A 21846-nucleotide genomic window follows, 5' to 3' on the forward strand; every position below is an offset into this window, starting at 1 on the left:
CGGGTCAGGCGAAGTTTTCCTGCCAGATGTCGTAGCCGAGTTTGATGATGAGGGCGGCCACCACCACCAGGAAGACAATGCGCACAAACCGGCTCCCCTGCTTGACGGCGGTCCTGGCACCGAGATAGCCGCCGGCCATGTTGGATACGCCCAGCAGCAGGCCAAGCCCCCACAGGATGGAACCGTGCGGCATGAAGAACAACAGCGCGCCGGCGTTGGTAGCCATGTTGACGATCTTGGCCTTGGCGCTGGCCTCGAGGAAGGCGTAGCCCATGGCCGAGACCAGCGCGATGACCAGGAAAGACCCCGTGCCCGGTCCGATCAGGCCGTCGTAGAAGCCGATGACCGCGCCGATCAGGCAGGCCACCACATAGTGCTTGTGGCCGTCGTGGCGCAGCGCGGTGATGTCGCCGACGTCGGGCTTAAGCGCCGTGAAGAGGGCGACGGCGACCAGGGCCGCGACAATGATGGGTTTGAAGACGTTGGCCGGCAAGGTGGCCGCGAGCACTGCCCCGCCGAAACTTCCCGCCAGCGCGATCACCGCCATGGGAAGGGCCGTCTTCAAGTCCGGCCCCACCCGGCGGTAGTACGTGGTGGCACTGGTGGCCGTTCCGAAGATCGACCCCAGCTTGTTGGTCGCCAGCGCCTGCACCGGCGTGATGCCGGGAACCAGCAGGAGGGCGGGGAGCTGGATCAGCCCGCCCCGCCCACCACGGCATCCACCCAGCCGGCCGCGAAGCCGGCCAGCACCAGCAGGAGCAGCGTTGTCAGTTGGAGGGATTCAAGCCCAAATTCCACTGCCGCGGTTCAGCTGTTGCGGACGGCGTTGACCACGTAGTCAACGGCCTTATCAACCGCCACGTTTTCCGCTTCACCCGTGCGGCGGTCCTTGATCTCCACCACGCCGTCCACCAGTCCGCGGCCGACCGCCAGGATGGTGGGGACGCCCACCAGTTCCGCGTCACCGAACTTCACGCCCGGCGATACCTTGGGGCGGTCGTCGAAGATGACCTGCAGGCCTGCTGCCTCAAGGTCCAGTGACAGCTGTTCAGCAGTGGCGAAGATGTCCTCACCCTTGCCGACGGCCACCACGTGGATGTCCGCAGGCGCAACGGCACGGGGCCAGACCAGGCCCTTGGCGTCGTGGTTGGATTCGGCCAGCGCTGCCACCGCCCGGGTAACACCCACGCCGTAGGAGCCCATGGTCACCGTGACCTGCTTGCCGTTCTGGTCCAGGACCTTGAGGTCCAGGGCCTCGGCGTACTTCCTGCCCAGCTGGAAGATGTGGCCCATTTCGATGCCGCGGGCCGTTTCCAGGGGGCCGGAGCCGTCAGGCGCGGGATCGCCGGCGCGCACCTCGGTGCACTCGATGACTCCGTCCCAGGTGAAGTCGCGTCCGGCCACCAGGCCATAGACGTGCTTGCCGGCTTCATTGGCGCCGGTGATCCAGGTGGTGCCGCTGACGACGCGGGGGTCCACCAGGTAGAGGAGCTTGGTGGAGCTTTCGCTGCCCAGCAGGGGTTCGTCCAAGGTCAGGCCAGGGCCGAGGTAGCCCTTCACGATAAGGGGCTGCTTCTTGAGGTCGTCGTCGTTGGCTGCTTCCAGTCCGATCTCCCCTGCGATGGGCAGGAAGGAACCGATGTTGGCCTCCACGCGCTTGAGGTCAACGCCGCGGTCACCCGGCAGGCCGATGACCACAAGCTGGCGTTCACCGGTGGGCAGCGTGACGGCGAGAACCACGTTCTTGAGGGTGTCGGCGGCAGTCCAGGCGCCGCCGTCGGCCTCGCTGCGAGGGGCCAATTCGTTGGATGCCGCCACCAGGGTTTCGATGGTGGGGGTGTCCGGGGTGTCGAGCACCTGGGCCGCGGGAGCGTCGCTGAAGTCGATCTCGTCGGGGACCACGGTGGTCACGGCCTCGACGTTGGCTGCGTACCCGGATGCCGAGCGGACGAAGGTGTCCTCGCCGATCTCCGTGGGGTACAGGAATTCCTCGCTCTTGGAACCGCCCATGGCGCCGGCGGTGGCCGCGACGGGGACAACCTCCAGGCCAAGCCGGGCAAAGATCTTCAGGTAGGCGGAGCGGTGCGCGGCGTAGCTGGCGTCCAGGCCGGCGTCGTCCACGTCGAAGGAATAGGAGTCCTTCATGATGAACTCGCGCCCGCGCAGCAGGCCCGCCCGGGGACGGGCCTCGTCACGGTACTTGTTCTGGATCTGGTAGAGGCTCAGCGGCAGGTCCTTGTACGAGGAGTACAGGTCCTTGACCAGCAGCGTGAACATTTCCTCGTGCGTGGGGGCCAGGAGGTAGTCAGCGCCCTTGCGGTCCTGGAGGCGGAACAGGCCCTCGCCGTATTCGGTCCAGCGGTTGGTTGCCTCATAGGGCTCACGGGGCAGCAGCGCCGGGAAGTGGACTTCCTGGGCTCCAATGGCCGCCATTTCTTCGCGGATGATGTCCTCGACCTTGCGCAGGACGCTGAGACCCAGCGGAAGCCAGGTGTAGATGCCCGGGGCTGCGCGGCGGATGTACCCGGCGCGGACCAGGAGCTTGTGGCTGGCGACCTCGGCGTCGACGGGATCTTCACGCAGGGTGCGCAGGAAAAGCTGGGACAGTCTCAGGACCACGGGTGGTATCCGTTTCTGGAGAAGTGCTGGATCAGCAGGGCCGGACAATTTTCGTCTGGGTACTGATCTACCGGCACCCGGCGCCCGGTCCCGACTGCGGCCGGCACCGGCGGGACACGTCCGGCACCGGACACAGTAGAGCCACGCCCGGAATAACAAAGCCCCTGGCCCCCCAGTTGAGGCTGGTCATCGCATCCGGGCGTGGCTCAACGCCGTTATCGCCCAAGTACTGGTGAGGACTGGTGAGACCGCCCAAACCACTCCAGCGCAGCTAGATCGAACCTATGTGATGGCGCGCACGTTGACAAGTATTTTTTCGGCACCGACCCCATTGACCGGCAGCGCTGCGGTACCTGGCTTTAATTCATCAGGTGGTGAATTCCCCGGTCCAGCAAGGTCCGGGCAGCCCGTACGACGGCGGAGGCGGCCATGTCCCACGCGGCAACCCGACCACAACTTCCGGACTCTTCCGCGGCCGTGGCCGCCTCAGGGCTGATGGTCTCACGGGGCCGGCTGCAGGTCCTCCGGGGATTGGATTTCACCGTGCCTGCAGGCCGGATCACTGGGCTGCTGGGACCATCCGGCAGCGGCAAGACAACTCTTATGCGCGCCATTGTGGGGGCCCAGATTGTCGCTTCCGGGACAGTGCAGGTCCTGGGGATGCCAGCGGGCAATCCCATACTGCGGCACCGGGTGGGTTACGTGACCCAGTCGCCGAGCGTGTATCCGGACCTTACGGTGGAAGCCAACGTCCGGTACTTCGGTGCCATGCACAGGAAAGGCAAGGCCGACGCGGCCGAGGCAATCGCCGCCGTCGGACTTGAACGGGAGGCCCGCCAGAAGACGGCTAGCCTCTCCGGAGGCCAGCTCAGCCGCGCCTCACTGGCGTGCGCCCTGGTGGCGCGGCCCAGGCTGCTGGTGCTGGACGAGCCCACCGTGGGACTGGACCCGGTGCTCCGTGCGGACCTCTGGAGCAGGTTCCGGTCCATGGCGGAGGCGGGAACCACCCTCCTGGTGTCAAGCCACGTCATGGAGGAGGCCAGCCACTGCCACATGCTGCTGCTTCTTCGCGAGGGCCTGCTGTTGGCGCAGCTGACTCCGGAGGAGCTGGGCAGGCGCGGACACAGCAGTGACCTGGAGCAGGCATTCCTGTCCATCATTCGCGAATCAGGTGGCGGCAACGGGGACCAGCCGCCGCCTGGGGACCGGGCAGGCACCAAGGGCTCCGCGGCGCTGGAAATGACAGGAGTGCACGGTAATGGATGCCAGGATGATGTTGGCCACCGCGGGCCGCGTTTTGGACCAGCTGCGCCATGACCGGCGGAGCATCGCCCTCATTCTGGTGGTTCCGGCGCTTCTGCTCACGGCGGTCTACTACCTTTTCGAAAATGAGGTGCTTCCGCCGGGAATGCCGCGCACCTTCGACCGGGTGGGCCTCATGATGCTGGCGATCTTCCCATTCGTGGTGATGTTCCTGGTCACCTCCATCACGATGCTCCGGGAACGGACTTCCGGAACGCTTGAACGGCTGCTCACAACACCGGTGCACAAAGCCGACCTGCTCTTCGGCTACGGCCTGGCGTTTTCCATCATGGCGGCCCTGCAATCAATGGTGGCGACCGCCGTGGCCTACTGGATTTTCAACCTGGACATCGAAGGCCCGACGGGCTACGTGGTCATGATCGCCGTGATCAACGCCGTGCTGGGCGTGGCGCTGGGGCTACTGTGTTCGGCCTTCGCCAGGACCGAGTTCCAGGCAGTGCAGTTCATGCCGGTGGTCGTGGTCCCCCAGATCCTGCTTTGCGGACTGTTCGTGCCCCGGGACCGGATGAATGACGTCCTGGAATCAGTGTCCAATGTTCTTCCCCTGACGTTCTCGGTAGACGCCCTGCAGGAAATCGCGGCCCATCCGGAGGCCACCGAACAACTCTGGCAGGATGCCGGCATCATGGCCGCCATTGTCCTGGCGGTGCTGGTGCTCGCAGCATTGACCCTGCGAAGGCGCAGCGCGTGACGTCCCCCGGACAAGGCGGCGCCATGGCCAGGCGGGGACGTCGGCGCGGCGCCGCCGTATCCCGTGAGAACATTCTCGACGCCGCCCGGCGGTTGTTCGCCGAACATGGCTTCGAGGGGACAAGCCTCCGCCAGGTTGCCCGTGCGGCAGGTGTCGACCCGGCCATGATCCACCACTTCTTCAAGGGCAAGGACGAACTTTTTGCCCTGAGCGTGGAGCTGCCGGCCGATCCGGAGGAGGTGCTTCGCGGAGTGGCGGATACGGACCCTGGCCAGCGGGCCGAGCTGCTCGTGCGTACCGTCCTGCACCTGTGGGAAAGCCCCGCACAGGCGAGCCTGGTGGCGTTCCTGCGCGGGACACTCGGATCCCGTGCGAAGACGGCACTCCTGCGGGAGATGGTGGGCCGGACCATCATCAGCCGCATCATGGCCGGCGTACCGGGGCAGCCTGCGGAGGTGGCACTGCGCGGAGACCTGGTGGCAAGCCAGATGGTGGGACTGATGATGGTCCGCTACGTGGTCCGGCTGGAGCCTCTGGCGTCTGCCGGGCAGGACGAGGTGGTCCGGCTGGCCGCCCCGAACGTGCAGCGGTATCTCACCGGCGACCTATTTGAGCAGGGCCGCCGCTGAGTCCAGGAGCGCACCGGTGCGGGCTACAGCTTCCGCCTCGCTCTCGCCGCCGGCGGCGACAGCTGTGAACAGCACGCCCTGCTGCAGTGCCTGGGCGGTGATCACGGACTGCACCTGGCCGTCCGGCAGGAATGTGTCCGTGCGGAAGGCCAGAGTGCCCGGAATGGTGCCCACTGCGTCCAGCGGCGTCAGCGTGACGTCCGCCGTAACGCCGGACACGGTCATGGTCATGGCGGAACAGGCCGCGAGCTGCTGCTCCTGCGCGGCGGTTCCGGCGACGAACGCTTCGTCAAGGCCCGTCGCGAGTGTCAGCATGGTCATTGAGCCGGCCGCGGCGTCCAGGCTCTGGCCCGCTGCCATGACGACGCCGTCCAGGGCGGGTACTCCGGTGGAGGCGGCCATTTCCTTGCACTCCGCGGGCTGGACGTCCATGGATGCGATGAGGGCTTTGCCTTGTTCGATGCTCCCGGCGAGGTCGGAGCTGGCCATGACGGACAGTTTCCGGCCGCTGGAGTCCTGCAACTGTGCCAGGACCGCGGACAGTTCCTCAGCCGTGTAGGCCTTCGGGGTGGGGGTTGGTGTTGGGGTGGGGGCGGAGGCTGTGGTTGCCGCCGGGGCGCCCGTGGCGGCTTGGGAGCCGGTGGCCGGGGCGGACGTACCGCCGCAGGCAGTGATTGTCATGGCGAGCAACGCGGTGGCCGCGAGGGTTCCCAGCACGGACGTCTTCAATTTTTCCCCCAATATTCAGATTCAAGCAGGCGATGGCCAGCTAAAAGAGAACTGTAGCGAACGTTCCTACCTGCCGGAAACCGACGCGTTCGTAGGTTGAGCGCGCCCGGACGTTGAAGCCGTTGACGTACAGGCTGGTGATGGGTGCCACCTTTTGGGCATGCTCCACCACCGCAGACATGTAGCCGGAACTGAGCCCCTTCCCGCGGAAGAGCGGATTCATCCAGACACCCTGAACCTGGGTGACCTCGGAGGTGACCGCCCCGAGTTCGGCCTTGAACACCACCTCCTGGGCCTCGTTGAGGTGTACCAGGGAATGGCCCTGCCGGATGAGGCCCTCCACGCGGCGGCTGTAGAACTCCCGGCCGCCGAGGTAGGGCGAGTACCCCACCTCCTCCTCGAACATGGCGGCGCAGGCAGGAAGGATCCGGTCGAAGTCCGCGAGGCTCCCCAGCCCGAGCCCGGGGTTTGGTTCCACGGACGGCGGCCCGTCGATGATCATCAGGGGCTGGTCCTCACGGACCTCGTGGGCCCGGTGCCCCAGCTCCAGGAGCTCGGCGTAGATGGCCAGCACGGCAGGTGCCGGCCCGAAAGCGGAGGCGTAGCGGCGCCCGGACCTGTTTGCTGCGCCGGCGACTGCCCCGGCCAATGCGGGGTCCAGCTGGACCGGCACCAAATTGGCGCCCGCCCAGCAGGCACCCACCAGCACGCCGTCGTCGAAAACTCCGATAATCCCGGCGCCCCCGCTGGTGGGCGCCGCTGTGCCGACAGCCCGCAAATGGGCAAGGATGAACACATTGGCCACCGGGTCCTGCTGCGCAAGCGACTTCAGCGCCGCCGTGTCCTGGCCGTCCAATGTACGGACGGAGAGCCCGGGCGGATCAGGAATGTCCCTACGAGACGCTAACCACGGGGCTACCCTTGACAGCATCTTCGCCATCGGCCTCCCCCATCTCTTCCGCGATACGCATGGCCTCTTCGATCAGTGTCTCAACAATCGCGCTCTCGGGGACAGTCTTGATGACTTCGCCCTTCACAAAAATCTGGCCCTTGCCGTTGCCGGATGCAACACCCAGGTCGGCTTCGCGCGCCTCGCCCGGCCCGTTCACCACGCAGCCCATCACGGCCACCCGGAGCGGGATCTCCATTCCTTCCAGCCCGGCAGTGACCTGCTCGGCAAGGGTGTACACATCCACCTGGGCGCGGCCGCAGGAGGGGCAGGAGACGATTTCGAGCTTGCGGGGACGCAGGTTGAGGGACTGCAGGATCTGGTTTCCAACCTTGATTTCCTCCACCGGCGGGGCCGAAAGGGAAACCCGGATGGTGTCGCCGATGCCCCTGGACAGGAGCGCGCCGAAGGCCGTGGCCGACTTGATGGTTCCCTGGAACGCCGGGCCGGCCTCGGTGACGCCGAGGTGCAGGGGCCAGTCGCCTTTCTCCGCCAGCATCTCGTAGGCCGCCACCATGATGACGGGGTCATTGTGCTTGACCGAGATCTTGAAGTCGTGGAAACCATGCTCCTCGAACAGGGACGCCTCCCAGACGGCGGACTCCACCAGGGCCTCGGGGGTGGCCTTGCCGTACTTCTTGAGGATCCCGGGCTCCAGCGAACCGGCGTTCACGCCGATGCGGATGGACGTGCCGTGGTCCCGCGCGGCAGCGGCGATTTCCTTGACCTGGTCATCGAACTTCCGGATATTGCCGGGGTTCACGCGGACGGCGGCGCAGCCGGCCTCAATGGCGGCAAACACGTATTTCGGCTGGAAGTGGATGTCTGCAATGACCGGGATCTGGGACTTCCGGGCGATGATCGGCAGCGCCTCGGCGTCGTCTGCGGAGGGGCAGGCAACACGCACAATGTCGCACCCTGATGCGGTCAGCTCAGCGATCTGCTGCAGGGTTGCGTTGATGTCAGTGGTGGGCGTGGTGGTCATGGACTGCACGCTGATGGGATAGTCGGAGCCAACTCCGACGGAACCGACTTTGATCTGGCGCGTCTTGCGGCGGGGGGCAAGGACGGGTGGCGGGGCGGACGGCATTCCCAGGCTGACCGAGGTCACGTGGACTCCTAAAAGGTGAAAAGTGGAAACGGCTTAGGCAGTGAGCCCGGCGAGCATGCCGGTGACGGGAGACCATTCAGTGATGCGGATTCCGGCGATGACTCCGGCAGCAGCGAACGGGTCCTGCTTCAGGATCGAGTTGAGCGCGGCTTCGTCCGTTGCCTTGAAGATCAGGAGCGCGCCTGCGCCGTCACCGTAGGGTCCGCTGGCCAGGATTGCTCCGTCCTGGGCAAGGGTGCCGGTCCATTCGCGGTGGGCGGGCCGTGCCTCGTTCCGGGCTTCGGTGGAATCGGCGGCGTAAACGTACTCAACGGCAAAAACTGTCATACCGCTACCCTATCGCCATGCCTGCCCTACCACCCATCCCGGAAGCTGTCCGGCCCTGCGGGAGGACGGGTGGACGGCGGACGGGCGGCGGGACGCCAAGGCAGCGGGATGCTAGGTAAGGAACAGGACCTTGGTGACAGCGGCGATGCCTGCGGCCCAGAGCATGGATGCCAGGGTGCCTATGATGAAGCGCTCGGCCGCTACCGGCGTCTCCTTCAGCTCGGCAAACCTGCCAAGGCCCTTGATGGCCACGATGTAGGCAATGGCGACCGGCTGGCCGGTGAGGATCGCAAGGCAGACGCCCAGCCGCTCCAGGATGCCGATGATGGCCCCGCCGCGCAGGATCCGCTGGCTGGGGACCGCCGGTTCGGCAGGCGAAGCGCCCGACGCCGGCCGGCCGGGTCCGCGGTGAGTTCACCGTCCACATTCTGGTGGGCCGTGTCCGGCCGGTGGCCGGCGGCAGGGTCCACCGTGACATCCGCGGCGGGATCCTCGGCCGTCCTGCGCGCCTGTTCCGCCGCCTTCGCGGCATCGGCCTTGTCGTCGATGGTGCGGGCGAGCTTGAAGACGAGCGCCGTGACAGGCCACCCGCCAAACCCGGCCAGCAGCAGGGCGGCAGCTATCCAGAATGCGGTCACCGGTCTCCTTCGGTCTGGGCACGTTCAGTGCGGGTGCCTTGGGCACGGGCGCCGGCAGCCACCAGGGCGTGGGCATGGTCAAGGAGCATGGCTGCTGCCGGCCTGGCAGCCCGTTCTTCCTGCCAGCCGGACCTCAGCACGGCACGGCTCACCGATTGCTCCGTAATTCCCAGCTCCCCTGCGACTTGTTTCTGGCCCCCATGCCGGCCGGCCCCGCCCTCCAGGGCGCGCAGCCGGTCTACGACGCGCCACTGGGCCGGGGTCCGCTGCTGCACGAGGCGTCCAATCAGGCGAAGCACCGCCTGGGCATGTGCGCTGGCCATGTCCCCTTCCTGGGCCGGGGTCCGGGTATCACCGCCCATCGTGCCGGCCACCACTGACAGCGGAACCTGGCCGGCCGCGCCCTTTGCCAGTTCCACAGCTTTGCGCGCCGCCACAAAGGCGCTGCCAGAGCCCTCGCGCGGACTGGCGCCAGGGGCAAGCTGCACAACTCCCAGTCCGATCCCCACGTACCAGTGCCCGCCGCGCAGCGCGTGCAGTGCTGCATCCACCACCTGCCCGGCGGAGTCCAGCACGCCCTGGAGTTCGTCACCTACGGAGCGTTCAAAGGTGGCGGACGTGAGCCTTGCCAGGTCGGAGATGAGCTCCGGCACACGGTCCACGTCCGAGGTGCTGCCACGCTGGTCAATCGTGAGGACGTACATGGTTCAACCGTAAACGGCTGATCGCTGCCAATCAATCGAAATTAGCTGATTATCTGAAATCAGCCGGAAACGGCTGATAGGTCAGCCGAAGAGGTTCACGGGCTTGACGATGTCGGCGTAGATCAGCAGTGCGCTCATTCCCATGAGCAGGGCGGCGACCACGTACGTGACGGGAAGCAGTTTCGCGATATCGAATGCCCCCGGATCCGGCCGGCCAAACAGTCTTGCCACTTGGCGCCGGGCACCTTCATAGAGCGCTCCTGCAACATGGCCGCCATCGAGCGGCAGGAGCGGGACCAGGTTGAAAACGGCCAGCGCGAAGTTGAGTCCGGCCAGCAGGCCGATCAGGGTGGCCACCCGCGACTGAACGGGTATCTCTTCCATCGCGGCCACTTCGCCGGCAACCCTGCCCACGCCCACCACGCTGATGGGCCCATTGGGGTCCCGCGGTTCCTCGCTGAACGCCGCCTTCGCCACGCCCACCACCCGGGCCGGCAGGTTGAAGATGACGCCGGCCACCTGGCGGATGTTCTCCCCGCCATCGGAAGGACGGACGACGCCGGCTGCGGCACCAGTTCCGTCTGCGCGCCAATGCCCAGGAAGCCTACGTCCTGGTAGAGGAGGGTGCCGGCGTCGTCCGTTGCCTGCCGGCCGTCGGCGCCGATGATGGGCCGGGCGGACAGGACCGGCGTCACGGTGGTGGAAACGGAGGCGCCGTCCCGCTCCACGGTGATGTCCACTTCCCGGCCGGCGGAGGCGCGGATCCATTCAGTCAACTGGTCCCAGCTGGTGACCGCCTTGCCGTCGAAGGAGGTGACGGTGTCGTTGGGCTGCAGGCCAGCCGCGGCGGCCGGTGTCAGCCGGCAGTCAGCAGAATCCGGGTCCACCGTTTCGCCCTCTGCCACCTGGCATTTGGATACGTCCGAGATGGTGGTGGTGGCCGTCGCCATGCCGAAGCCCATGAGCAGGACAGCGGTGAGGATCAGGCCAAGGACCATGTTCATGGCCGGCCCGCCAAGCATGACGATGATCTTCTTCCACACCGGAAGCCGGTAGAAGACCCGGTTCCCGTCGCCCGGGCCAACTTCCTCGTGCGCCAGGGAGCGTGCTTCCGTTGCGAGCGTCTGGAACATTCCGGTGCTGGAGGGGCGGACGGAGCCATCCTCTTTATTGGGCGGGTACATGCCGATCATGGACACGTAGCCGCCCAGCGGGATGGCCTTGATCCCGTACTCCGTCTCGCCTTTCCGCCGGGACCACAGCGTGGGGCCGAAGCCGATCATGTACTTGGTGACCCGCACCTTGAAGAGCTTGGCCGGTACCAGGTGGCCCACTTCATGAAGCGCGATGGAGGCAGCGATGCCGATCGCCACGAAGACAACGCCGAGGACGAAAAGGAGAACGGGGGTCATGGAGGGTGCTGCTGCTTCCTAGAGACTGCTGACTGCTAAACGTTCGTGCGCACGGGACCGTGCCCACCCTTCAGCATCCAGCACTGATTCCAGCGTCAGCCGGGAAGAACCTGAATGTTCGCTGAGGACACTCTCCACCGTATCCACGATGTCCGTGAAGCGGATGCGGCCGGCGTGGAAGGCCGTCACGGCTTCCTCGTTCGCGGCATTGAAGACCGCAGGGTAGGTGCTCCCCTGCCGGGCGGCGTCCTTGGCGAGGTTGACGGCCGGGAACGCCGCTGCGTCGAGGGGCTCGAAGGTCCAGGTGACAGGGTTGGTCCAGTCACAGGCGGCGGCGGCCTTGGGCACCCTGTCCGGCCAGCCCAGCCCGAGCGCGATGGGCAGGCGCATGTCCGGCGGTGACGCCTGCGCGATGACGGAGCCGTCAATGAACTGGACCATGGAGTGCACCACGGACTGCGGGTGGACCACCACGTCGATCCGGTCCAGCGGAACATCAAACAGCAGGTGCGCCTCGATGACCTCCAGGCCCTTGTTCACCAGCGTGGCCGAGTTGGTGGTGACCATGACGCCCATGTCCCAGGTGGGGTGTGCCAGGGCTTCCTGCGGGGTGACACCGTGAAGGTCTTCGCGGCTCCTGCCCCGGAAAGGCCCGCCGAGGCGGTGAGGATCAGTTTCTCCACTTCCCCGGCGGATCCGGAGCGCAGGCACTGGGCGATGGCGGAGTGCTCTGAGTCGACGGGCACGATCTGGCCTTCCCGCGCCGCCGCCTTGACGAGTTCTCCGCCCACGATGAGCGATTCCTTGTTGGCAAGCGCCAGGGTGGCACCTGATTTCAGTGCCGCCAGGGTGGGGGCCAGCCCGATGGACCCGGTGATGCCGTTGAGCACCACGTCCGCCTCGATTTCGGCGATCCGGGTGGAGGCATCGGGGCCGGCAACGATTTCCGGCCGGTAGCCGGGTTTTCCGGCGGCGGCCGCGGCACCGGCGATCAGTGATTCCAGGTGCCGGGGATCACCCCCGGCGATGCCAACCGCGGAAGCACCGGTGTGCACCGCCTGCCTGGCCAGGAGTTCAAGGTTGCCGCCGCCGGCGCTGAGTGCCACGACCTCGAAAAGATGCGGGGCGCCGTCGACGACGTCAATCGCCTGGGTGCCGATGGAACCGGTGGATCCGAGGAGGACGACTCTGCGTGGCTGCATTGCTTAAGTATCCCGCACCATCCTTGACCTGCTGACGGCCCGGCGTAACGTGGATCCCGTGGACTGGCTGTCATGGTTCGATGCGCCGGAATACGAGTTCGCCCGGCAGGTGCTGCAGCGGGGCGTCGCCGCGCTCTTCTTCGTGGCGTTCCTGTCCTCGCTCAACCAGTTCCCTGCGCTGCTGGGCGAACGCGGGCTCCTGCCGGTCCCGGAATACGTCGGCGCGTTCAGCAGGATGCGCCGGCCCACGCTGTTCCGCTGGCGGTATTCCGACCGGCTGTTGCGGGCCGTCTGCGCCGCGGGGCTGGTGGTATCCGCACTGCTGGTGGCGGGGATTCCGCAGCTCGGACCGCCGTGGGTGCCGCTCATTGCCTTCCTGGCCCTCTGGCTGCTGTACATGTCGATCGTCAACGTCGGCCAGACGTTCTACGGCTTCGGCTGGGAAATGCTGCTCCTGGAAGCCGGCTTCACCGTGGCATTCCTGGGTTCCAACCAGACGGACCCTCCCCGCACCATCCTGATCCTGGTTGCCTGGCTGGTGTTCCGGCTGGAGTTCGGCGCCGGGATGATCAAGATCAGGGGCGGCCGGGAGTGGCGGGACCTGACGGCGCTGTACTACCACCACGAGACGCAGCCCATGCCCGGCCCGCTCAGCCGGCAGGCGCACCTGTTGCCCAAGCCCCTGCACAGGGTGGAAGTGCTGGGCAACCACTTCGCCCAGCTGGTGGTCCCGTTCTTCCTGTTCGCGCCGCAGCCCGTGGCCAGCGTGGCGGCGGGCATCATCATTGCCACCCAGCTGTGGCTGGTGGCCAGCGGAAACTTCGCCTGGCTGAACTGGATTGCGATCATCCTTGCCTTCGCAGCGGTGAGCGACCCCGTGGCGCACGCCGTCATCCCCGCAATTCCCTGGACTGGCATGGCGGGACGCAGGAGACACCGCCCTGGTGGCTGGCCATCACCCTCGCGGCGACGGCGCTGCTCGTGGTGCTCAGTTACTGGCCGCTGCGGAACCTGTTCTCCAGCCGGCAGCTGATGAATGCCAGCTTCAACCGGTGGCAGCTGGGTTAACACCTACGGCGCGTTCGGCTCTGTCACCAAGAAGCGGATCGAAATCGTGGTGGAGGGGACCCTGGACGAGGAGCCGGACGATTCCTCCTGGCGCGAGTACGGGTTCAAGGGCAAGCCCGGGGACCTGCGGCGGATACCGCGGCAGTGGGCGCCCTACCACCTCCGGCTGGACTGGCTGATGTGGTTCCTGCCGCTGCGCACCGTGCATGAGGAGTGGTTCTACGCGTTCCTTGGCAAGCTGCTGGAGGCGGACCGGCGGACGCTGCGGCTCCTGCGCCATGATCCGTTCGACGGCGGGGCGCCGCGCTGGGTGCGCGTCCGCAGCTACCACTACCGTTTCGCCACCCGGCGGGAGTTCCGCGAGACCGGGAACCGCTGGGTGCGGACGCTGCTGTACGAACCGATCGGGCCCGTATCGCTGCGGCACACGCCGGGACGGCAGCGATAAGGATGCGCGGCAGTTATGCGCCGGGCTGCGCCGGGTGCCGCCCGGCGCGGCGGATAACTGCTTCGGCGTGTTTGAGGATGGGGCCGTCGATCATCTTTCCGTTGTATTGGAAGACCCCGGAGCCGGCGGCACGGGCGGCCTGCAGCAGGGCTGCGGCTTCTGTGACCTCAGCTTCGGAGGGGGCATACGCACCGCGGACCACGGCGGCCTGGCTGGGATGGATGCAGGCCTTCGAACTGAAACCCGACGCCACGGCGTCGGCGGCTTCCGCGGCCAGCCCGGCCAGGTCCGGGATGTTCACGTAGACCGCATCCACGGCTTCCTTGCCGAACGCCCGGGCGGCCAGCAGCACCGATGACCGTGCGTGCAGCGCCACTGCCCGGTAGCCGCCGTCGTCCTTCCTGCTGGAGGTTCCGCCCAGGGTTGCCAGCAGGTCCTCGGCCCCCCACATCAGTGCCACCACATTGGGCGCGGCGGCAATGGCGGGGGCGTTCAGGACGCCCGCGGCTGTCTCGCACAGCGCGATGACCTGGTAGTCGCCCAGCGCCTCCAGCTGTCCGGCGCTTTCGGCCTTGGCCAGCATGACGGTCCGGTACGGGGTGTGGGCCAGGCAGTGGAGGTCCTTTTCGAATTCCTCGGTCCCTGCGGGGTTCACGCGGACGATCGTCCGGCTCGGATCCAGTTCCGGTTCGTCGCCGGTGGCCCCACCTGGGCGAGGATGGCGCCGCGGGCCCGCTGCTTGTCTGCCGGGGCCACGGCATCCTCGAGGTCCAGGATGACGGCGTCGGCCCGGGTGGCGGCCTTCTGGTAGCGTTCGGGCCGGTCAGCGGGGCAGAAGAGCAGGGCGGGTCCCATCACAAAGGTCATAGAGACATTCTCCGATTATTTGCGCCGCTGCGCTTCCCTGTGCGCCTCGAGGGTCCACATCAGGCAGCTCCGGGTAGCCAGCGCCACTACTGTGCCGTCCTGGTTCCTGCCGGTGTGCTGCATGGTGACGATCCCCTGGCCCGGCCGTGAACCGGACAGCCGCTTTCCGGTGACCAGCGTTTCCGTGTACAGCGTGTCCCCGTGGTGGAGCGGGTGCGGAAAGGACACATCGGTGAGGCCCAGCTGCGCGATGATGGTGCCCTGGGTCAGCTGGCCCACCGACTGGCCCACCATGGTGGCGAGCGTGAACATCGAATTCACGAGCCGCTGGCCGAAGGGCTGGCCCGCGCTCCACGCGGCGTCCAGGTGCAGGGCCTGGGTGTTCATGGTGAGGGTGGTGAACAGGACGTTGTCCGCCTCCGTCACGGTCCTGCCCGGACGGTGGGCGTACAGCACGCCCTCCTCCAGCTCGTCGAAGTACAGCCCCCGCTGCTCAACCACCTTCAGCCCGGCGGAGGCTGAGCCTGCCGGCCCGGTGGTTGAGCCCGTCGAAACCCCGTCAGTCATACGGTCAGTTCCATATCTTCCTCGAACAGTTCGGCACCGGTGGCGGCCGCAACATCCTCCACCGAGACATTCGGGGCCAGCTCGCGAAGGACCAGCCGTGATCCGGAGCCGTCCGTCACGACGTCGATGACCGCGAGGTCCGTGATGATCCGGTCAACGCAGCCTTTGCCGGTCAGCGGAAGCGAGCACTGCCGGACGATCTTTGGGTTCCCGTTCCGGTCCACGTGCTCCATCATCACGATGACCTTTTTGGCCCCGAAGACAAGATCCATTGCGCCGCCCATGCCCTTGACCATCTTGCCGGAATCATCCAGTTGGCGAGGTCGCCGTTTTCCGCCACTTCCATGGCCCCGAGGACGGCAACGTCCACGTGCCCGCCGCGGATCATGCCGAAGGACGCGGCGGAATCGAAGAACGCGGCACCCTTGTTGACTGTGACGGTTTCCTTGCCGGCGTTGATCAGGTCCGGGTCAACGGCGTCCTCCGCCGGGTAGGGGCCAACGCCCAGGATCCCGTTTTCGGAGTGGAGCACCACCTCCACCCCTTCCGGGATGTAGTTGGGGATCAGCGTGGGCATCCCGATGCCGAGGTTCACGTACTGGCCATTGCTGAGTTCCTTGGCCACCCGGGCCGCGAGCTCGTTGCGCGTCCAGCCCTTGGTGTCTGCTCCGGCAGTCGACTCGCCGGGTCCGGCATGCTGCTGGGATGCTGCCCGCCGGTATTCGGGCCGGACCGCTTCGGGCCGGGGTGCTTCGGGGCTGTTCGGGTCCATGGTTATGCTCCTGACTGCCGGGTGAGGGACACCGTCCGCTTTTCGATCCGTTTCTCGCCGCCGGGCGCCACCACCACCCGCTGGACGAAGATGCCCGGCGTATGGATGTGCTCCGGATCAAGCTCGCCGGGCTCCACGAGTTCCTCGACCTCGGCGATGGTGATCCGGCCCGCCATGGCGCATAGTGGATTGAAGTTCATGGCAGTGGCATGGAAGACAAGGTTGCCGTGCCGGTCGCCCTTCCAGGCGTGGACCAGCCCGAAGTCGGGGGTGAGGGATTCCTCCAGGACGTAGTCCACGCCGCCGAAGGACCGCACCTCCTTCGGTTCGGAGGCCACCGCGATGCCGCCGTGGGCGTCGTACTTCTGCGGCAGGCCGCCGTCGGAGAACCTGGGTACCCACGCCCGCCTTGGTGTAGAACGCCGGGATCCCGGCGCCGCCTGCACGCAGCTTCTCCGCGAGGGTGCCCTGCGGAGTGAGGACCACCTCCAGCTCGCCGGCCAGGTACTGGCGTGCGAACTCCTTGTTCTCGCCGACGTAGGAGCTGATGGTGCGGCGGATGCGGCCGTCCCGGAGCAGGATGCCCAACCCCCAGTCGTCCACGCCGCAGTTGTTGCTGACGGTTTCCAGGTCCGAGGTGCCGGCCCTATGCAGGGCGTCGATCAGGGTGACCGGTATTCCGCAGAGCCCGAACCCGCCCACAGCCAGCGAGGCGCCGTCGGGAATGTCCGCCACTGCCAGGTCGGCGCTTGCAACAACCTTGTCAATCATCATCGATCCTTTCAGGCAGGCTACGTTCCATGCGGCAACGCCGGGTGCTACAGACCCAGTTCGCGGGCGATAAGCATCAGCTGCACCTCCGTGGTGCCCTCCCCCACTTCAAGGATCTTGGAGTCGCGGTAGTGGCGTGCCACGGTGAACTCGTTGATGAAGCCATAGCCGCCGAATACCTGGGTGGCATCCCGCGCATTGTCCATGGCCGCCTCGCCTGCGACCATCTTAGCGATGGCCGCCTGCGTCTTGAACGGCTTGCCGGCAAGCATGCGGGCAGCCGCATCGTAGTAGGCCAGGCGGGCGGTGTGGGCCCTGGCTTCCATGCGCGCGATCTTGAACGAGATGGCCTGGTACTTGCCAATCTCGCTGCCGAACGCCCGGCGTTCCTTGGCGTACCGGACCGACAGGTCCACGCATCCCTGCGCCGCGCCGGTGGCCAGGGCTGCGATGGCGATGCGCCCTTCATCCAGGATGGACAGGAAGTTGGCATAGCCTCGGCCCTCGGCTCCGAGCAGGTTCGCTTCGGGAACGCGGACGTCCTTGAGGGTGAGCGGGTGCGTGTCCGAGGCGTTCCAGCCCACCTTGTTGTAGGGCTTTTCCGCCTTGAAGCCGGGCGTGTCGGTGGGCACCAGGATGGTGGAGATTTCCTTCTGCACGGACCCGTCGCCGCGTTCCTTCCGACCCGTGACGGCGGTGACGGTCACCAGCCGGGTGATGTCCGTCCCGGAGTTGGTGATGAACTCCTTGTTGCCGTTGATCACCCATTCCCCGCCTTCCCGCCGGGCCGTGGTCTTGGTGCCGCCCGCGTCCGAGCCGGCCTCCGGCTCGGTCAGGCCGAAACCGGCGAGCGCCTGCCCCGACGCGAGCATGGGCAGCCACTGCTGTTTCTGCTCGTCGGTTCCGAAGCGGTAGACAGGCATGGCGCCCAGGGACACCCCTGCCTCCAGCGTGATGGCCACGGACTGGTCCACCCGTCCCAGCTGTTCAAGCGCCAGGGCGAGGGCAAAGTAGTCGCCGTCCATGCCGCCGTACTCCTCGGGAAAGGGCAGCCCGAACAGCCCCATCTCCGCCATCTGCTTCACTACCTCGTAGGGAAAGCTGTGTTCTTCATCGTGCTTGGCCGAGACCGGCGCCACCACATTGTCCGCGAAGTCGCGCACCGTGTCGCTGAGGTCCTGGTACTCCTCGGTCAGTTCTACGCCTGGCATTTGTTAGGCTCCTTCGCCCGTTGTGGGATTGTGGTGGTCCTGTTCCGCAGCATGCGGGTGGACGGTGGCGAGGACCTGGTCAGCCTTCACCAGGTCTCCGGGCTGTGCGGTGAGGTGCACCGTTCCGGCCAGGGGTGCCACGAGCTGGTGTTCCATCTTCATGGCCTCCACCGAGACCAGCACCTGGCCCGCTGCCACAGCGTCTCCGTCATTGACCGGGACGGACACCACCGTGCCGGGCATGGGCGAACGGACCGCCGGGTCAGCTGCCCCCTCCTCCCGTTGGACGGCGGCGAGGATCCGTTCCAGCCGGGCTTCCCGGGTCAGGACGTCCAGGCGGCAGGACCAGCCCTGGCTGCCGAGGAAGACCTGCCCCGTGCCGTCTTCCGCCAGCGCATAGTGGTGGGTGGCGCCGTCGAGCATCAATTCCACCTGGCCCGGCCCCTGGACGTGCAGGGAGGCGGTACGGCCGCCGCCGCCGTCCACCGCCACCGTTACCGGGCCGGACGCAACCTCGCCGGTGACCTCCACGGTGGCCATCCCGCCGTCGGGGGTCCCCAGGTGGATGCGGCGCGGTGCAGGCTTGCCCAGCCGCCAGCCGTTACGCATCTGCCAGGGCCCGGCGGCAGTCATCCCATGATCCCGGCCGGCCAGGACATGCAGCGCCGCAGCCACCAACTCCGCAGCACCCACCCGCCGGAAGGCAAGGCCGGGCAGCTTCCGCCCGATCAGGCCGGTGTCCAGGCGGCCCGCCCGCACGTCGGGGTCGTTGACCAGCAGCCGCAGGTACTCGACGTTGGTCTCCAGGCCAAGGGCGGTGTAGCCGGCGAGCGCCGTGTCCAGGGCATCGAGTGCGGCGGCCCGGTCCCCTCCCCAGGCAATGACCTTGGACATCATGGGGTCGTAGTTCGAAGACAGTTCCAGCCCCTCCAGCAGGGAAGAATCCACGCGGACCCTGCCCTGCGTGCCTGCGGGCAGCTCGTCCAGCAGGTGCACCCTGCCGGTGGAGGGCAGGAAGTTCTTTTCCGGCACCTCGGCATACACGCGGGCTTCCACCGCATGGCCGGTCAGCGCGACGTCGGACTGCCGGATGGTGAGTTCCCCTCCAGCGGCGATCCGCACCTGCCATTCCACGAGGTCCAGGCCTGCCACCATCTCCGTGACCGGGTGCTCCACCTGGAGGCGGGTGTTCATTTCCATGAAGTAGAACTCGTCCGGGTGCTCGTCGGAGACGCAGGAACTCCACAGTTCCGGCCCCGGTGTAGTTCACGCTGCGGGCGGCGTTGCAGGCGGCCTCGCCGATCCGGGCCCGGATGGCGGCGCCGTTGGGCAGGTTTTCCAGCAGGGGGGACGGTGCCTCCTCTATGACCTTCTGGTGGCGCCGCTGCAGCGAACACTCGCGCTCGCCGAGGTGGATGACGTTGCCGTGGTGGTCCGCCAGCACCTGCACCTCGATGTGCCGCGGGGTGGTCACCAGGCGCTCCAGGAACAGGGTGTCGTCACCGAAGGCGCTGGCCGCCACTCGCCGGGCCGTGGCCAGGGCCGCGGGAAGGTCCTCCGCGTTGTCCACTGCGTGCATCCCCTTCCCGCCGCCGCCGGCGGAGGGCTTGATGAGGAGCGGAAATCCGACGCCGGCCGCGGCCTCCGCGAGCTCGGCATCCGTCATTCCGGGGCGGGCCACGCCCGGGACCACGGGGACCCCGTAGCCGGCCACGTGGTTCTTCGACCGGATCTTGTCCCCCATGACGTTCAGGGCCTCCACGCCGGGACCGATGAAGGTGATCCCGGCGTCTTCCAGTGCCCGGGCGAAATCGGCGTTCTCGCTGAGGAAGCCGTAGCCGGGGTGCACCGCTTGGGCCTCTGTTTCGCGGCAGGCTGCGAGCACCGCCCCGATGTTGAGGTAGCTGTCGGCGGCAGGGGCCGGGCCGATGCGCACGGAAGTGTCGGCTTCCCGCACGTGGCGGGCGCCGGCGTCGGCATCGCTGTACACGGCGACGGACCGGATGCCGAGCGCGCGCAGCGTCCGGATTACCCGGCAGGCGATTTCGCCGCGGTTGGCCACCAGGACGGTGCCGAACAGTGGGGTTCCGGCGACGGGTGCGGCCGGTGTTGAGACGTCGGTGGGTGCGGTCATGTTCGTGCTCACATCCGGAAGAGGCCGAAGGAGGTGTCCGGCAGCGGGGTGCGGGAGACGACGTCGAGCGCCAGTCCCAGGACAGTGCGGGTGTCTGCGGGGTCGATCACGCCGTCATCCCACAGGCGGGCGGTGGAGTAGTAGGGGCTGCCCTGGTCCTCGTACTGCCGCCGGATGGGGGCCTTGAACTCCTCCTCGGCCTGTTCCGGCCATTCCTCCCCGGCAGCCTCGTACTGGTCCCGCTTGACGGTGGCCAGCACGCTGGCGGCCTGGTTGCCGCCCATCACGGAGATCCGGGCCGCGGGCCACATCCACAGGAACCGCGGTGAATAGGCGCGGCCGCACATAGAATAGTTCCCTGCGCCGAAGGAGCCGCCGATCACCACCGTGAGCTTGGGGACCCGGGCAGTGGCCACGGCGGTGACCATTTTGGCCCCGTTCTTGGCGATGCCGCCCTGCTCCGCGTCCCGGCCCACCATGAAGCCGGAGATGTTTTGAAGGAAGAGCAGCGGAATGCCGCGCTGGTCGCAGAGTTCGATGAAGTGTGCGCCCTTGAGGGAGGACTCGCTGAACAGCACGCCGTTGTTGGCCACGATGCCCACGGGGTGTCCGTGCAGACGGGCGAAGCCGGTGACCAGCGTGGTGCCGTAGTCCTTCTTGAATTCGTGGAAGGTGCTGCCGTCCACCAGCCGTGCGATGACTTCGTGCACGTCGTAGGGGGCGTTCACGTCCGTGGGTACGGCGCCGTACAGCTCTTCCACGCCGGCAACAGGTTCGACGGCGGGTTCCACCTGCCACGCGGGCGGGGCCGGGGGCGGCAGCGTGGCCACGATGTCCCGGATGATCTGAAGGGCGTGGTGGTCGTTCTCGGCCAGGTGGTCCGTCACACCGGAAATCCTGGAGTGGACCTCCCCGCCGCCGAGTTCCTCCGGGCTGACGATTTCGCCGATGGCCGCCTTCACCAGCGGCGGGCCGCCCAGGAAGATGGTGCCCTGGTTGCGGACGATGACGGTCTCGTCACTCATTGCGGGAACGTAGGCTCCGCCGGCCGTGCAGGAACCCATGACCGCCGCGATCTGCGGGACCTTGGCCGCAGACAGGCGCGCCTGGTTGTAGAAGATGCGGCCGAAGTGGTCCCGGTCCGGAAAAACTTCGTCCTGCTTGGGCAGGAACGCCCCGCCGGAGTCCACAAGGTAGATGCAGGGAAGCCGGTTTTCGAGGGCGATCTCCTGGGCCCGCAGGTGCTTCTTGACCGTCATCGGATAGTACGTGCCGCCCTTGACCGTCGCGTCGTTGGAGATCACCAGCACCTGGCGGCCATGTACCAGGCCGATCCCGGCGATCACGCCCGCCCCGGGGGCTTCGTCGTTGTACATGCCGTTTGCCGCCAGCGGCGCGATTTCAAGGAAGGGGCTGCCGTCATCCAGCAACTGGTCGATGCGCTCCCGGGGCAGCAGCTTGCCCCTGGCTGCATGGCGTTGCCGGGACTTCTCCGGCCCGCCCAGCGCTGCCTCGGCCAGCCGTTTCCGAAGCTCCCGGCCAGCTCCCTCTGGGCCCGGCTGTTGGCACCGAACGCCTCGCTGGCCGGGTTGATCCTGCTGACAAGGGTCTCCATTGACGGGTCCGTTCCTCGATGAACCAAGCCGGATTCATCCAACTCGGTTAGTGCCGAAT

11 protein-coding genes and 10 pseudogenes are annotated in these 21846 nt (G+C 67.1%); 4 read left to right on the forward strand and 17 right to left on the reverse strand.

Annotated elements, in window-relative coordinates; translation table 11 throughout:
- Positions 1–4: 4 nt before the first annotated feature.
- Both ACPEE0_RS12720 and ACPEE0_RS12725 read right to left on the reverse strand, forming a co-directional pair.
- Positions 5–798, reverse strand: a pseudogene (locus ACPEE0_RS12720) (sulfite exporter TauE/SafE family protein).
- Positions 799–807: 9 nt separating this feature from the next.
- Positions 808–2619 (reverse strand): proline--tRNA ligase, encoded by a 1812-nt coding sequence (locus ACPEE0_RS12725; RefSeq protein ID WP_133349948.1) that lies wholly within the window; start codon positions 2617–2619, stop codon positions 808–810.
- Between the two features lie 429 nt (positions 2620–3048).
- On the opposite strand from ACPEE0_RS12725, the gene ACPEE0_RS12730 reads away from it, so the two are divergent.
- The 3 genes from ACPEE0_RS12730 to ACPEE0_RS12740 are packed head-to-tail and all read left to right on the forward strand — an operon-like array spanning position 3049 to position 5262.
- Positions 3049–3936 (forward strand): ABC transporter ATP-binding protein, encoded by an 888-nt coding sequence (locus ACPEE0_RS12730; RefSeq protein ID WP_424574589.1) that lies wholly within the window; start codon positions 3049–3051, stop codon positions 3934–3936.
- On the forward strand, positions 3890–4633 hold the full coding sequence (locus tag ACPEE0_RS12735; RefSeq protein ID WP_035752658.1) for an ABC transporter permease: 744 nt from the start codon (positions 3890–3892) through the stop codon (positions 4631–4633). Before ACPEE0_RS12730 ends, ACPEE0_RS12735 begins: the two co-directional genes overlap by 47 nt.
- A gap of 23 nt (positions 4634–4656) precedes the next feature.
- A complete protein-coding gene (locus tag ACPEE0_RS12740) occupies positions 4657–5262 on the forward strand; it encodes a TetR/AcrR family transcriptional regulator (RefSeq protein WP_035752660.1) in 606 nt (201 codons plus the stop codon).
- Here ACPEE0_RS12740 and ACPEE0_RS12745 read toward each other — a convergent pair.
- The 8 genes and pseudogenes from ACPEE0_RS12745 to dxr form a co-directional block, all read right to left on the reverse strand.
- Positions 5239–5979, reverse strand: a complete 741-nt coding sequence (locus tag ACPEE0_RS12745) for a hypothetical protein (protein WP_424574590.1) — start codon at positions 5977–5979, stop codon at positions 5239–5241. The genes ACPEE0_RS12740 and ACPEE0_RS12745 overlap by 24 nt on opposite strands.
- 52 nt (positions 5980–6031) lie before the next feature.
- Positions 6032–6922 carry a GNAT family N-acetyltransferase gene (locus ACPEE0_RS12750; RefSeq protein ID WP_407710513.1) on the reverse strand — a complete coding sequence of 297 codons (891 nt, stop codon included), beginning with the start codon at positions 6920–6922 and terminating at the stop codon, positions 6032–6034.
- Entirely contained in the window at positions 6885–8051 is a 1167-nt protein-coding gene (gene ispG, locus ACPEE0_RS12755; protein ID WP_009357859.1) for a flavodoxin-dependent (E)-4-hydroxy-3-methylbut-2-enyl-diphosphate synthase, read from the reverse strand. Before ispG ends, ACPEE0_RS12750 begins: the two co-directional genes overlap by 38 nt.
- Positions 8052–8084: 33 nt before the next feature.
- Positions 8085–8378 carry a YciI family protein gene (locus ACPEE0_RS12760; RefSeq protein WP_009357860.1) on the reverse strand — a complete coding sequence of 98 codons (294 nt, stop codon included), beginning with the start codon at positions 8376–8378 and terminating at the stop codon, positions 8085–8087.
- Positions 8379–8489: 111 nt separating this feature from the next.
- Positions 8490–9016 (reverse strand): annotated as a pseudogene (locus ACPEE0_RS12765) (hypothetical protein).
- Positions 9013–9720 (reverse strand): MarR family transcriptional regulator, encoded by a 708-nt coding sequence (locus ACPEE0_RS12770; protein ID WP_424574591.1) that lies wholly within the window; start codon positions 9718–9720, stop codon positions 9013–9015. The pseudogene ACPEE0_RS12765 and the gene ACPEE0_RS12770 overlap by 4 nt, the downstream one beginning before the upstream one ends.
- Before the next feature lie 81 nt (positions 9721–9801).
- Positions 9802–11132: pseudogene (locus ACPEE0_RS12775) on the reverse strand (M50 family metallopeptidase).
- A gap of 18 nt (positions 11133–11150) precedes the next feature.
- Positions 11151–12334, reverse strand: a pseudogene (gene dxr, locus ACPEE0_RS12780) (1-deoxy-D-xylulose-5-phosphate reductoisomerase).
- A gap of 58 nt (positions 12335–12392) precedes the next feature.
- Between dxr and ACPEE0_RS12785 the strand changes: the two are divergent.
- Positions 12393–13850, forward strand: a pseudogene (locus tag ACPEE0_RS12785) (lipase maturation factor family protein).
- Between the two features lie 13 nt (positions 13851–13863).
- Here the strand turns inward: ACPEE0_RS12785 and ACPEE0_RS12790 are convergent.
- The 7 genes and pseudogenes from ACPEE0_RS12790 to ACPEE0_RS12820 all read right to left on the reverse strand — a co-directional run bounded on the left by ACPEE0_RS12790 (position 13864) and on the right by ACPEE0_RS12820 (position 21787).
- A pseudogene (locus ACPEE0_RS12790) lies at positions 13864–14717 on the reverse strand (HpcH/HpaI aldolase/citrate lyase family protein).
- A gap of 15 nt (positions 14718–14732) precedes the next feature.
- Entirely contained in the window at positions 14733–15284 is a 552-nt protein-coding gene (locus ACPEE0_RS12795; RefSeq protein WP_009357866.1) for a MaoC family dehydratase, read from the reverse strand.
- Positions 15281–16056: pseudogene (locus tag ACPEE0_RS12800) on the reverse strand (CoA transferase subunit B). Before ACPEE0_RS12800 ends, ACPEE0_RS12795 begins: the two are co-directional and overlap by 4 nt.
- A 2-nt stretch (positions 16057–16058) precedes the next feature.
- A pseudogene (locus tag ACPEE0_RS12805) lies at positions 16059–16827 on the reverse strand (CoA transferase subunit A).
- Positions 16828–16874: 47 nt separating this feature from the next.
- The gene (locus tag ACPEE0_RS12810; protein WP_009357867.1) at positions 16875–18038 is read right to left on the reverse strand and encodes an acyl-CoA dehydrogenase family protein; all 1164 of its coding nucleotides are present in this window, start codon (positions 18036–18038) and stop codon (positions 16875–16877) included.
- Between the two features lie 3 nt (positions 18039–18041).
- Positions 18042–20172: pseudogene (locus ACPEE0_RS12815) on the reverse strand (acetyl/propionyl/methylcrotonyl-CoA carboxylase subunit alpha).
- A gap of 8 nt (positions 20173–20180) precedes the next feature.
- Positions 20181–21787, reverse strand: a pseudogene (locus tag ACPEE0_RS12820) (carboxyl transferase domain-containing protein).
- Positions 21788–21846 lie beyond the last annotated feature (59 nt).

The organism is Arthrobacter sp. SD76, assembly GCF_049726125.1.
GTDB classification, from domain to species: Bacteria; Actinomycetota; Actinomycetes; order Actinomycetales; family Micrococcaceae; genus Arthrobacter; species Arthrobacter nitrophenolicus.